This window comes from Thermaerobacter sp. PB12/4term (genome assembly GCF_003403315.2).
GTDB lineage: Bacteria > Bacillota > Sulfobacillia > Thermaerobacterales > Thermaerobacteraceae > Thermaerobacter.
On record NZ_CP048407.1, the window covers coordinates 768582 to 781313 of the forward strand.

The following is a 12732-nucleotide window of genomic DNA, read 5'->3' on the forward strand; positions in this document are numbered from 1 at the left end:
TTCGTACGGCAATGGAAGAGTGGGAGCGGGTGCCATCTGGGGCCAGCTCCCGATCCGGGGCCGGTAGGAATCCAGATGGTGTGGGATGCCGTGAATAATATTAGGAAGGAAGTGACGGCGCAGCTTCCGAAGCGACTGTCCGTGGACGGCTCCCAAGGCCGGGGCCGCGTCGAACCGGTCGCCCCGGTCCGAGCCCCCTGGGGAGGTGCCACCATGTCCGCCGTCCGCACGGTCCGTGCCCCCCGCGGCAAGGCGCTGTCCTGCCGGGGCTGGCAGCAAGAGGCCGCCCTGCGCATGCTGATGAACAACCTCGACCCCGAGGTGGCGGAAAACCCCGACCAGCTCATCGTCTACGGTGGAACCGGCAAGGCCGCCCGCAACTGGGAGGCCTTCGAGCGCATCGTCGAGACGCTCAAGGTCCTGCGCGACGACGAGACGCTGCTCGTCCAGTCGGGCAAGCCGGTGGCCGTCTTCGAAACCCACGAGAAGGCGCCCCGGGTGCTGATCGCCAACTCCCTGCTGGTGCCCAAGTGGGCGACATGGGAGCACTTCTGGGAACTCGAGGGCAAGGGCCTCATCATGTTCGGCCAGATGACCGCCGGCTCGTGGATCTACATCGGCTCCCAGGGCATCATCCAGGGCACCTACGAGACCCTGGCCGCCGTGGCCCGGCAGCACTTCGGCGGGTCCCTGGCGGGCCGGGTCGTCCTGACCGGCGGCCTCGGCGGCATGGGCGGCGCCCAGCCCCTGGCCATCACCATGAACGGCGGCGTGGGCCTGATCATCGAGGTCGACGAGCGGCGCATCCGCCGCCGGGTCGAGATGGGCTACTGCGACCGCTGGACGGCGGACCTGGACGAAGCGCTGGCCTGGGTCGAAGAGGCGCGCCGCAAGAAGGAACCCCTGTCCGTGGCCCTTCTGGGCAACTGCGCCGAGGTGGAACCGGAGCTCGTCCGGCGCGGGTGGATCCCCGATGTGGTCACCGACCAGACCTCCGCCCACGACCCGCTAGGGGGTTACGTGCCGGCGGGGCTGACCGTGGCCGAGGCGGAGCGGCTGCGTTCGTCCGACCCGGAGGAGTACGTGCGCCGGTCCATGGCCAGCATGGCGGCCCACTGCGAGGCCATGGTGGCGTTCCAGAAGGCGGGGGCCGTGGTCTTCGACTACGGCAACAACCTGCGGGGCCAGGCCAAGGCGGCCGGGTTCGCCGAGGCCTTCAGCTACCCCGGGTTCGTCCCCGCCTATATCCGGCCCCTGTTCGAAGAGGGCAAGGGGCCCTTCCGCTGGGTGGCCCTCTCGGGTGACCCCGAAGATATCCACAAGACCGACCGGGTGATCCTGGAGGAGTTCGGCAAGGAGAACGAGGGGCTGGCCCGCTGGCTGCGCCTGGCGGGGGAGAAGATCCCCTTCCAGGGCCTGCCGGCGCGGATCTGCTGGCTGGGCTACGGCGAGCGGGACCGGGCCGGGCTCTTGTTCAACCACATGGTGAAGAAGGGGGAGCTCAAGGCGCCCATCGTGATCGGCCGCGACCACCTGGACGCGGGGTCCGTCGCCTCGCCCTACCGGGAGACCGAGGGGATGAAGGACGGCTCCGACGCCATCGCCGACTGGCCGATCCTCAACGCCTTGTTGAACACGGCGGCGGGGGCGTCGTGGGTCTCTGTCCACCACGGCGGCGGGGTCGGGATCGGGTACTCGATCCACGCCGGGCAGGTGGTGGTGGCCGACGGCAGCGAGAACGCCGAGTGGCGCCTGGCCCACGTGCTGCGGACGGATCCCGGGATGGGCGTGGTGCGGCACGCCGACGCGGGCTACGAGCGGGCCCGGCAGGTGGCCCGGGAGCGGGGCATCAAGATGCCGTCGCTGGGGATCGGCATGGACGCCGGCAATGGGCGCCGGGGCGGCTGACGGGGGCGTGGCGGGGAACGGGACGGGGCCGGAAACGGGGATGTGGCCCGAGCCGGGACGTGGCCGGGACCCCAACGCCAGCGAGAGCAAAGCAAACGCCAGTGCACGGGGAAGCGGCCCAGTGTACAGGGAAACGCCGGTGAGCGAGCGCACAGGGGAACGCCGGTGAGCGATGGAGGAGCTCTGATGGTGCATGGATCTCGGGAACCCGCCGACCTGCTGATTGGACCGGCGGCCCAGGTGGCGACGCCCCGGGCGGCCGAGCGGCCGCCGGCCGGACCCCAGCAGGGCCGGCTGGAGGTGATCCCCGAAGGCGCCGTGGCCGTCCGGGACGGGCGGGTCGTGGCCGTGGGACCTTACGCCGACCTGGCGCGGCGGTTCGACCCGGCCGAGGTGCTGGACGCATCGGGCTGCACCGTGGTGCCGGGGTTCGTCGACCCCCACACCCACCTCTGCTTTGCCGGCTGGCGGGCGGAGGAGTTCGAGCGGCGCCTGGCCGGGGCCAGCTATCAGGAGATCTTGGCAGCGGGCGGCGGCATCCTCGATACGGTGCGCCGGACCCGGGAGGCGCCGGAGGTCGAACTGGCTGCCGCTTTGCGCCGGCGGCTCCTCGAGGTGCTGCGCCTGGGCACCACCACGGTAGAGGTGAAGAGCGGCTACGGCCTCACCACCGCCGACGAGCTCAAGATGCTCCGGGCCATCCGCCGGGCGGCGGACCCGGCCGACGACCTTGACGGCACCTGGCCGCTGGGGGCCGGGGCGGGGGAGAGTGCCCGCGGCCCGCGGCTCCGGACGAACCGGCCCGGGGCCGCCGCCCACACAGCGCTTCCTGCGGCCGGGCCTGGCGCGGCCGGTCAGGCTGCCACCGGGGCACCCGGCACCACCAGCCCGGCTCCCGCCCGGGCGCCAAGCGCCGCCGGCCCGGCTGCCACCGGGGCACCTGGCGCCGCCGGTAAGGATGCCACCTGGGCGCCAGGCGCTGCCAGCCCCGCCGGGGGGCTGGTTCTTCCCGAGGTGGTGGCGACCTTCCTCGGGGCCCACGCGGTGCCCCCGGAGTACCGCGGCCGCCCGGACGGGTACGTCGACCGGATCGTGGAGGAGATGCTGCCCGCGGTGGCGCGGGAAGGCCTGGCGGAGTACGCCGACGTCTTCTGCGAGCAGGGCGTGTTCGACCTGGAACAGACCCGGCGGATCGTGGAGGCGGCCCGGCGCCTGGGCTTCCGCATCCGCCTTCACGTGGATGAGCTCACTCCCCTGGGCGGGGCGGGGCTGGCGGCCCAGGTGGGGGCGGTGTCGGCGGACCACCTGCTCCACGTGCGGGACGAGGACATCCCCCGGCTGCGGGAGGCGGGCACCATCGCCACCCTGCTGCCGGGAACGGCGTTCTTTTTGCGGGAGCCGTATGCCCCCGCCCGGAAGCTGATCGGGGCGGGCGTTCCCGTCGCCCTGGCCACGGACTACAACCCCGGCAGCCACCCCGCCGGCAGCATGCCCCTGGTGATGGCCATCGCCTGCGTGGGGATGGGGATGACCCCTGCCGAGGCCCTGGTGGCATCGACCCTGGGCGGCGCCTGGGCGGTGGAACGGGCCCGGCGCCTGGGAAGCCTGGAGCCCGGCAAGCAAGCCGACCTGGTGGTGATCGACGCGCCCTCCTACCAGCACCTGGCTTACCGGCTGGGCACCGTGCCGGTGGTGGCGGTGGTGAAGGGTGGCCGGGTCGTTGCGCTGTGATGGGCCGGGTAGAGCACCGCTCGACGGACAAGCGGAGGGGGTCAGACGATGCAGGCGCCGCAGCAGCCGAGGGCCGGTATGCCCTTCACCGGCATTGCCACCTTTGCCCGGGCGCCCTACGTGCCCCCCGAGGTGCTGCAGCCCGGCCAGGCCGATTTTGCCGTCATCGGGGTGCCCTTCGACGCGGCCGTAGGTTTCCGGCCGGGCCAGCGGCTGGCGCCACGGGCCATCCGCGATCTTTCCACCCGTTACGCTCTCCCCTGGGGGCCGGACAACCCCGGCTACTGGGACATCCAGGACGACCGCTGGTATCTCAAGGGCTGCCGGCTGGTCGACCTGGGCGACGCCGACCCGCTCTACACCGACCTGGAGCACCTGGACCGCAGCGTCGCCGCCCTGGTGGGAGCTGCCCTGCGGGCGGGCGCCGTGCCGGTGGTGCTGGGGGGCGACCATTCCATCACCTACCCGGTGTTGCGGGCGTACGGTGAGCTGCTGCAGGCCGCGGCCGGTCCGGGACCGGCGGCCCGGTTCGGGGGTGAAGGGGGCGGCCAAGGGAGCGGCGGGGGACGGCTGCACGTCCTCCAGATTGACGCTCACCTGGACTTCTCCGCCGATGTGGCCGGGTTCCTCCGGTCCAACTCGAGCCCCTTCCGCCGGGCGGCCGAACTGCCGTACGTCGGGACCATCACCGTCATCGGCGTCCGCGGCATCCGCACCAGCCCCGAGGCGTATGCTGCCGCCGTCCGGCGGGGCAACCGCATCGTGACCATGGGGGAGTGGCGGGCGGCGTGGGCCCGGCGAGCGGCCATCCCCGCGGGGGTGGGGCCGAGTGGTGGGCCGCACCCGGGTACCGCGGCGGACTCTGGCGCCGGGGCGAGGGTGGGCGGAGCGACAGGCTCTGGCGCCGGGGCCGGCCCGGCCGGAGGGACAGGGTCACACGGCCGAACCAGCCCGGGCGGAGGGGGGCCGGCCGGCAGCCGGCTGGGTTGGCCACCCGCACCAGGCGACGACGCGAACCCGCTGGTGCCCTTCCTGGCGGCCATTCCCCCCGGCGAGCCGCTCTACATCAGCCTGGACATCGACGGCCTGGATCCGGCGGTCGCCCCGGGCACGTCAAGCCCCGAACCGGGCGGCTTGACCTATGAAGAGGTCCGCGAGATCCTGCGCCTGGCGGCGAGCCGCGCCCGGGTGGTGGGCATCGACATCGTGGAGGTCAACCCGTACCTGGATCCCGCGGGGATGACGGCTCTCCTGGCGGCTCGCCTGGCCATCGAAGCCATGGCGTTCAGCCATGGTGCGCTGGCGTCACCGGGGTCCTGAGTCTTCCCCCACGGGTGACCAGGCCGGGGTCGAGCCGCCCGGACGTGATCCCGGACGGGATCCCGGACGGGTGTAGGGGGCGTGCGGTGGGAGGCGGTGGGCGGATGGACCAGGACCACGGGGCGTCCGTCGGGTCTGGGCACAGCGGAGGAGAGGCCGTGTCTGCTTCCAGCGAGATCCACCGCCTGGCGACCCTCGCCCGTGGGTCGCGTCACATGGTGGCCTTCACCGGCGCCGGGGCCAGCACCGAATCAGGCCTGCCCGACTTCCGCTCTTCGCAGGGCCTTTGGCGGCGGGTGCCCCAGCACATGGCCAGCCTGGCGTTCATGGAACGCCACTTCGATGAGTTTGTCGCCTTTTACCGCCAGCGGATCGAGGCGCTGAAGGGGGTGCAACCCAGCCGGGTCCACCGGATTCTGGCCCGCTGGGAGGCGGCCGGATGGCTGAAGGCGGTGATCACCCAGAACGTCGACGGCCTCCACCAGCAGGCCGGATCGCGCCGGGTGCTGCCGCTGCACGGCGACCTGCGGACGTGCCACTGCCAGCGCTGTGGACGAACCCAGCCCTCGGAGGCCTTCCTCAGCCGGCCCTACTGCGAATGCGGGGGCCGCCTGCGGCCGAATGTGGTGCTGTTTGGCGAGTCCCTGCCGGCCGCGGTGTGGCAGCAGGCCCACGAGGAGGCGCTTCGCTGCGACTTGATGCTGGTGGTGGGTTCGTCCCTTGAGGTTTATCCCGCCGCGTCGCTGCCCGAGCTGGTGGTACGCCGGGCGGCCGCCGGCGAGGCTCTGCTGGCCATCGTCAACCGCGACCCGACGCCGCTGGATGAGCAGGCGGGACTCGTCCTCCGCGGGGTGGCCGGGGACATTCTGGAACAGGTCGACCAGGAACTGGCCCGCCTGGGGTCGAACGGTGACGCGGATGAATCCGGAAAGGAGTGGAACGCGTGACGGCAGCAGGCCGGGACGACCCCCGTAACAACGGAACCCTGCTGGATCCTGCCGGCTTGCTTGACATTCTGGAAAGCAACCGCCGCCTTACCCTGCGGGTCATCCAGGCTTTCCCCGAGGATGCCCTCTTTAATTACAAGCCCGTGGAGATCCTGCGCCCCTTTGGCGAGATGGTCCAGGAGATCCTCAACATTGAAGACGATTACATCCGCGGGATCGCCCTGGGCGAGTGGTCCTTCGGCAAGGTGGCGGACAACACCCGCACGAAGGCCGATCTCCTGGCCGTTTGCGAGCAGGTCCGCGCCCGAACGCGGGAAGTGTGGCCCAGCATCACGACCGAGCGCCTCTTGCAGGTCGAACCGGATCCCTTCTTCGGTGGCCCGCCCCAGAGCCACTTTGAGCGGCTGGTGTATGCCCTGGAGAACGAGATCCACCACCGCGGGCAGGGGTACGTGTATTTGCGGGAGCTGGGCATTGAGCCGCCGCTGTTTTACGAGCGCTAGATTATTGCTGCGGACGGAGCCGGGTTGTCCACCTGTTGTTGTAGGTTTCCCGGCTCCGTCTCGCCCCGTACCCGTCTGCCTGACGTTTACCTCGACGGAACGATGTACTTGATGCCGATCCGCAGCCAGCGCCTGGCCAGTTCGACGGCACGCGCTTGTGACGGAATCTTACCCGTCTGGACCCAGTATTGGGTCTTTATTTGGGGATGGGGGGTGACGTACATTCGGTAGCCCGTCAGGCGGGTGAACCGCTGGGCGGCTTTCAGGGCCTCGGCCTTAGACCGGTAGAGACCGCCCCCGACGACATAGCGGCTCGGTTTGGGTTGTTGGGTGGTGGGAGCGGCCGGGGCCGGTGCATAACGCTGGAGAAGGTCTACCACCTGCTTTCCCGTCATGCCCCGAACCCCCGCGTTGAAGCGTGGAATTTCCATGTCGGGGGTTGTTCGGGAGACAAGTCCGGTGCGGGTGGTGAAACCGAACCGGATGCCCTCCGACCGGGCGGCTTGCATGAGCGTGGCATTGTATGACCCGTACGGATAGGCCAGCATGTCGGGCTCATTGCCGAGGATCTCCTGGTGGCGCTGGCGGGCCTGGGCCATGTCCAAGCGGACGGCCGCCTCGTCCATGACCCACAGTACCGCGACGTCGGCACCGTCCCCGGTACGGATCACGCGGTGATGCATGTTATAGGTGTGGGACTGGACCTCCAGGCCCCCTGCTACCAGTTCTTCCACAGCGTCGCTGCTCAAGGTGTTGGGATCCAGGTCGATCCGGCGGTAGACGACGAAGGCCACGGCCGGCACGTTGTACTTTCGCAAGAGGGGCAAGGCGATCGAATGGACTTCCTTCAAGCCGTCGTCGATGGTGAGCAACACGGCATTGGCGGGAACAGACCCCTTGCCGGCCTTCCACTGGCGGAACTGCTCTGCGGAGATGAACCGGAAGCCCGCTTCCGTCAGGGACCGCAGGTGCTCGTCGAATTGCTGGGCGGTCACCGTGATCGGGCCGCCTTGTGGACGTTCGAAACCGTGATACATCAGGACCGCAACCCGGTCGGTGTAGTATACCGGTGGTGAGCCGGCCAATGCGGGTCCCGCGGGCAATGCTGCAAGCGACGTCAGGACCGCCAGGCAAGCGCTGATACCCGCCCTCAACAGCCGCCATTGCACGATCCGCAACCGCACCGTCAGAGACTCCTTCCCGCTGGTGGCCGCCCGGTAGGCGTTGCCGGTCCCTGGTTCCCCGATGCTTCCAGGCACCATTCCGATATTAGCCACAACCGACGGCAGCCAGCGAGTGGAAAGTTCAGCCTACAGGATGTCCCGCGGGCCGCGCCGAACATCACCGTCGCAAGCGGACACGAGGAGGGATGCCATGCAGATCCGGGTGCGCCTAGGACCCGACCTGGCCAGGGCGGCCGGGGTACCGGTGGTGGTCGTCGACACGCCCATGGAGACCACCGTCGACCAGCTCCTGCTGCGGTTGGGCGAGGACTATCCTGCCCTGCGGGAGGCCCTGTCGACGGCGCTGCTGGTTGCCGGCGGGCGCGTGTTGAGCCGCCGGGAAGTGGTGCCGGCGGGGGCTGACCTGGCCCTGCTCCAGCCTATGGCGGGCGGGCAGGGGGACGGGTAGCCTGCAACATCCAACAGGGGGCGAGACCCATGGCATTGCCTTTGCGTACCGCGGACGAGACCGTGTTCGTCGACCGCTTTACCGATGGTGTGCTGGACCCCGAGCAGCCCATGCTGGGCCCGGTCCGCGATGGCGGGCACATCGTCGCCAACACCGCACCCGGCTGCTGGGGTCCCATGATCACGCCCCACCTCAAGGGCGGCCACGAGGTGACGGTGCCCGTGGCCGTGGAGGGGGCGGAAGTGGGCGATGCCGTGGCGATCCGCATCAAGGACATCACGGTGACCTCCATCGCCACGGCGTCGGGTAACGACCGGCCCATGGAGGGCCGCTTCCTCGACGACCCGTACTGCGCCGCTCGCTGTCCCCAGTGCGGTACCATGTACCCGGCCACGCGGCTTGAGGGAATCGGTCCCGAATCGGTCCGCTGCGCCAATTGTGGTGCCGATGCGACGCCCTTCACCTTCACCAACGGCTATACCATCGTCTTCGACGCCACGCGGCGGGTGGGGGTGACCGTCCACCGCGAGGCGGCGGAGGCCATTGCCCGTGACGCGGCCCGCTACGCCGCCCTGCCGGCCCGTTCGACCCAGAACCCCATCCTGCGGTTCGCGCCCCACGATCTGGTGGGTGTGGTGGCGCGGCTGCGCCCCTTCCTGGGCCAGCTGGGCACGGTGCCGGCCATCCGCATGCCCGACTCACACAACGCCGGGGACTTCGGTTCGGCCCTGATCGGCAAGCGGCACGAGTTCGCCCTGGCGCCGGAGCAGCTGGCCCACCGCACCGACGGGCACATGGACTGCGATGCGGTGCGGGCCGGGGCCATCGTCATCGCGCCGGTCAAGGTGCCGGGGGCCGGGGTCTACCTGGGCGACATGCATGCTCTGCAGGGCGACGGGGAGATCGCCGGCCACACCTGCGACGTCTCGGGCACGGTCACCCTGCAGGTCGAGGTCATCAAGGGCCTGAACATCGACGGCCCGATCCTGCTGCCGGTGCCGGAAGACCTGCCCTACCTGGCCCGGCCCTTCACCGAGGAAGAACTGGCCCGCGCCCGGGCCCTGGCCGAGCAGTGGGGGTTGCGGGAACTGGAGCGGACGGCCCCCATCTCGGTGATCGGCACGGGGCCGGACCTGAACTCGGCCACCGACAACGGGCTGGAGCGGGCGGCTCGCCTGCTGGGCATGAGCGTCCCGGAGGTGAAGAACCGGGCCACCATCACGGGGGCCATCGAGATCGCCCGGCATCCCGGGGTGGTGCAGGTGACCTTCCTGGCGCCGGTCGACCGCTTGGCGCGGATTGGGCTCGGGCCGTATATCGAGGCGCAGTACGGGATCAAAGTGTAAGTCGTCCCGTTGCCCGTGGTCGGTACACCAGGACCGCCATCACGCGAGTCCGGTTCGACAGAACATTGTGCTGCTAGGTGCAGATTGCTCTGTTCGGTGCGACGCCGCCCCAGGAACCCGCCATGAACGGGTCTCTGTGGGGCGGCGCCTCTTTTAGGCGGCCCAGCAACCTGCGCCACACCGACCTGGTGCACCGCGTCCGCCTCCGCCCTAGGGTGCGTGGCATTGCTGCACCAATTCGTAGAGGGTCCACTGATTGCCCTGCATAGAATGCGCTGTAACCGTTCACCATTCCGTATGAGAGTCGCCGAATCGGACAGCTGAGGTCTAAATTGACATCAAGGGGGCGGTTGTCGACAATGAGGGCGCGAGGTGAGCGGCTCATGGCCATTCTCCGCGTTGGTGGGCGAGGGCAGGTCACCCTGCCCGTTGGCATCCGGGAGGCCCTGGGGATCGCCGAAGGGCGCAAGATGGTCTGCTACGTCAACGAGGCAGGCGACATCGTCCTTCACCCGTTGCCTGCGCCAAGGTCCGTCGACGAGGTGGCAGGAGCGCTACAACGCACAGCAGGGCGGTCCCTTGCGGAAGCCCTCGAGCGAGCGGCCGGCGAGTATGCCGAAGCCTGGCGCGACAGCCAGCCCAAATCGCAAGCGGAGGTCCTTGCGGAATCTCTTCGAGCGGGCCGCCAGGAGCGACGTGACCCTGGTGGTGACGCCCGTCGTGGTGTTTGAGACCTTGCTCATGCTTTCAGGCTTCGACTTACCTCCCCGCGAGGCGGCCGGCCTGGTCGAACGGGTGCTCGCCTTGCCCGGGGTGGAATGCGAGGACGAGGAGCACGTCCTCTACGCCCTGAGCCGGTACTCGAAGAAGCTCGACTTCGTGGACGGCTACCTGGCTTCGCGGTCCCAGACCACGCCTTACCGGGTCGCATCCAACGACCGCGATCTCAAGCGACTGGCAGCGCGGCTGGCGGAATGGTGAAAAGGCGTTCTTTCGACAGGAATCCCCCTTGACACCCGCGAACTAAATCCTGTTAAATTTCGTCGCCTGGAACGGTGTGGATGGACCTCCACCCGGGGGGAAGGGACGTGAAAGGGCCCGAACTGGCCGAATGGTTGCGTCAGGCCGCCGAACACGGCGCCTCCGACCTGCACCTGACGGTGGAATCGCCCCCGGTGGTGCGGGTGAACGGGGAGCTGGCCGACCTGCCGGGACCTCGCCTGCGCCCGGAGGACATCCGGGAGCTGGTTCGTCCGGTCCTGGACGCTCGCCTCCAGGAGCGCCTGGAGCGGGAGGGGCAGGTGGACTTCGCCTACAGCCTGCCCGGGGTCGGCCGCTTCCGGGCCAACATCTACCGGCAGCGGGGCAGCCTGGCGGCCGCCTTCCGGCTGATCCCCGCCACCGTCCCCGACCTGGACGAACTCGGCCTGCCGCCCGCCGTGGCCGGCCTCTGCGAGCTGTCCCAGGGGCTGGTGCTGGTCACCGGGCCCACGGGCAGCGGCAAGTCGACCACCCTGGCGGCCATGATCGACCGGATCAACCGCACCCGCCGGGTCCACGTCGTGACACTGGAAGACCCCATCGAGTACCTGCACCGCCACCGCCTGAGCCTGGTCCATCAGCGGGAGGTGGGCCTCGACGTGTCCACCTTCGCCGCCGGGCTGCGGGCGGCCCTGCGGGAAGACCCCGACGTGATCATGGTCGGGGAGATGCGGGACCTGGAGACCATCGCCATCGCCCTGACGGCGGCGGAGACGGGGCACCTGGTGCTGGCGACCCTGCACACGCCCAGCGCTCCCCAGGCGGTCGACCGGATCATCGACGTCTTCCCCGCGGAGCAGCAGAACCAGGTGCGGGTGCAGCTGGCGGGGGTCCTGGAGGGCGTGGTGGCCCAGCGGCTGGTGCCGGCGGCCGACGGGCAGGGCCGGCACGTCCTGGCCGAGGTCCTGCTCGGGACGGCGGCGGTGCGGAACCTGATCCGCGAGGGGAAGACGGCCCAGCTGATGGCGGTGATGGAGACCTCCCGCCAGTACGGCATGGTGACCCTGCGGGAGAGCGCCGGCCAGCTGCTGGCCCGGGGCCTGGTGACGCGGGAGGCGCTGCTGCGGGTGGGGGTGCGGTAGGCCTCCCCGTGCCGCCGCCGGGCCGCGGCGGCGCGGGCCAGGCCGCGGGAAGTGGGACGGGTGCCAGGGAACGCCAATGCGGGACGCAGGTGGGCCGGGGGGAGGGCAAGCGGTGGGGCCGGCCGTCACGGTCCTGGCCGGGGTCGCCGGCCTGGCGGTGGGCAGTTTCCTCAATACCTTCATCGACCGGTGGCCGCGGGAAGAACCGGTGACCTTCCCGCCGTCCCGCTGCGAGCACTGCGGGCGGCGCCTCCGCCCCCTGGAGATGGTGCCCGTGGCCAGCTGGATCGTGCTGCGGGGCCGGTGCCGGACCTGCGGCGGCGCCATCGGCTGGCAGGCGCCCCTGGTGGAGTCGGTCACGGGATTGCTCTTCGCTGCCGTCGCCGCAGCGGCCGGGACCCCGGCGCAACTGTTGCTGGGCCTTGGGTTTGTCGCGGTGCTGGTCGCCGTCACTGGGGTCGACTTGCGCTGCCAGCTGATCCCCAACGTGGCCTTGCTGGCGGGGCTGGGCTGGGCGGCCCTGGTGGTGCTGGCCCTGGTGGTGCCCGGGCCGTGGGCGGGGTGGCTGGCCGCGCCGGTGGCGCCGGCCTCCCTTGTGGGGCCTGGTGCTGGAGCCTTCGCCGTCCCGGGTCCGGACGAACCGGCTCCCGCCTCCGCGGCCACGCCCTCGGCGCCTTTCATCCGCCCGCCGGCCGTGGCACCGGGATGGGCGCCCTGGGCCCGCGCCCTCGGAGCAGCAGCGGTCGGGGGACTTATCTTCCAAATTTTGCGGTGGGGTTCCCGCGGCGGCCTGGGCTTCGGCGACGTCAAGCTGGCCGCCTGGCTCGGGTTCTACCTGGGGCCGCGGGCCCTGCCGGTGGCCCTGTTCACCGCGGCGATCCTCGGCGGGCTGGTGGCGGGCGTTCTCCTGCTCACCGGGCGCCGGGGCCGCCGGGACGTGATCCCCTTCGGCCCCTTCCTGGCGGCCGGGGGGCTGGTGGGCTGGTTCTTCGGCGAGGGGCTGTGGCAGGCGTACCTGGGGCTTGGGACCGGGTAGGTGCCGCCATGGTCGCGGGGTGAAGACCCGCCCCGCAGGCAGCAGTGCCAACCGGCGCTGTGAGGCAGTCCGGGCTGCGAGGGGGGCGCGGCCCGGGCGCGGACGGGACGACCTGGCTCGAGGCGAACCGGGGCCGGCACACGCGAGGCGGCCCCGGCACGGGGTCGGCCTTTGACGGTGGGGAGT

12 protein-coding genes are annotated in these 12732 nt (G+C 70.6%); 11 read left to right on the plus strand and 1 reads right to left on the minus strand.

What is annotated here, in order from left to right; genetic code table 11:
* The first annotated feature begins 213 nt into the window (after positions 1 to 213).
* The 5 genes from hutU to DYI95_RS03145 all read left to right on the plus strand — a co-directional run bounded on the left by hutU (position 214) and on the right by DYI95_RS03145 (position 6409).
* Entirely contained in the window at positions 214 to 1908 is a 1695-nt protein-coding gene (gene hutU, locus DYI95_RS03125) for a urocanate hydratase (RefSeq protein WP_116900856.1), read from the plus strand.
* A gap of 186 nt (positions 1909 to 2094) precedes the next feature.
* Complete coding sequence (locus DYI95_RS03130) at positions 2095 to 3639, plus strand: imidazolonepropionase (protein ID WP_164581342.1); 1545 nt, start codon at positions 2095 to 2097, stop codon at positions 3637 to 3639.
* 48 nt (positions 3640 to 3687) lie between these two features.
* On the plus strand, positions 3688 to 4959 hold the full coding sequence (locus DYI95_RS03135; RefSeq protein WP_116900855.1) for an arginase family protein: 1272 nt from the start codon (positions 3688 to 3690) through the stop codon (positions 4957 to 4959).
* Between the two features lie 158 nt (positions 4960 to 5117).
* Positions 5118 to 5906, plus strand: coding sequence for an NAD-dependent deacylase (locus tag DYI95_RS03140; RefSeq protein WP_243149837.1), 789 nt, complete (start codon positions 5118 to 5120; stop codon positions 5904 to 5906).
* Complete coding sequence (locus DYI95_RS03145; RefSeq protein ID WP_116900853.1) at positions 5903 to 6409, plus strand: DinB family protein; 507 nt, start codon at positions 5903 to 5905, stop codon at positions 6407 to 6409. The genes DYI95_RS03140 and DYI95_RS03145 overlap by 4 nt, the downstream gene beginning before the upstream one ends.
* Positions 6410 to 6495: 86 nt before the next feature.
* On the opposite strand, the gene DYI95_RS03150 is transcribed toward DYI95_RS03145, so the two are convergent.
* Positions 6496 to 7404, minus strand: a complete 909-nt coding sequence (locus DYI95_RS03150; RefSeq protein ID WP_164581343.1) for a polysaccharide deacetylase family protein — start codon at positions 7402 to 7404, stop codon at positions 6496 to 6498.
* A gap of 379 nt (positions 7405 to 7783) precedes the next feature.
* Between DYI95_RS03150 and DYI95_RS03155 the strand changes: the two genes are divergently transcribed.
* From DYI95_RS03155 to DYI95_RS12955, 6 genes are all read left to right on the plus strand, one after another.
* Positions 7784 to 8041, plus strand: coding sequence for a MoaD/ThiS family protein (locus DYI95_RS03155; protein WP_116900851.1), 258 nt, complete (start codon positions 7784 to 7786; stop codon positions 8039 to 8041).
* Positions 8042 to 8070: 29 nt separating this feature from the next.
* Positions 8071 to 9387: an acetamidase/formamidase family protein gene (locus tag DYI95_RS03160; RefSeq protein WP_116900850.1), complete on the plus strand. Its 1317-nt coding sequence runs from the start codon at positions 8071 to 8073 to the stop codon at positions 9385 to 9387.
* A gap of 383 nt (positions 9388 to 9770) precedes the next feature.
* A complete protein-coding gene (locus DYI95_RS13185) occupies positions 9771 to 10118 on the plus strand; it encodes an AbrB/MazE/SpoVT family DNA-binding domain-containing protein (RefSeq protein ID WP_371731896.1) in 348 nt (115 codons plus the stop codon).
* Complete coding sequence (locus DYI95_RS03170; RefSeq protein ID WP_164581332.1) at positions 10048 to 10368, plus strand: PIN domain-containing protein; 321 nt, start codon at positions 10048 to 10050, stop codon at positions 10366 to 10368. Before DYI95_RS13185 ends, DYI95_RS03170 begins: the two co-directional genes overlap by 71 nt.
* A 107-nt stretch (positions 10369 to 10475) precedes the next feature.
* Complete coding sequence (locus DYI95_RS03175; RefSeq protein WP_116900847.1) at positions 10476 to 11510, plus strand: type IV pilus twitching motility protein PilT; 1035 nt, start codon at positions 10476 to 10478, stop codon at positions 11508 to 11510.
* Between the two features lie 112 nt (positions 11511 to 11622).
* The gene (locus tag DYI95_RS12955; protein ID WP_116900846.1) at positions 11623 to 12546 is read left to right on the plus strand and encodes an A24 family peptidase; all 924 of its coding nucleotides are present in this window, start codon (positions 11623 to 11625) and stop codon (positions 12544 to 12546) included.
* Positions 12547 to 12732 lie beyond the last annotated feature (186 nt).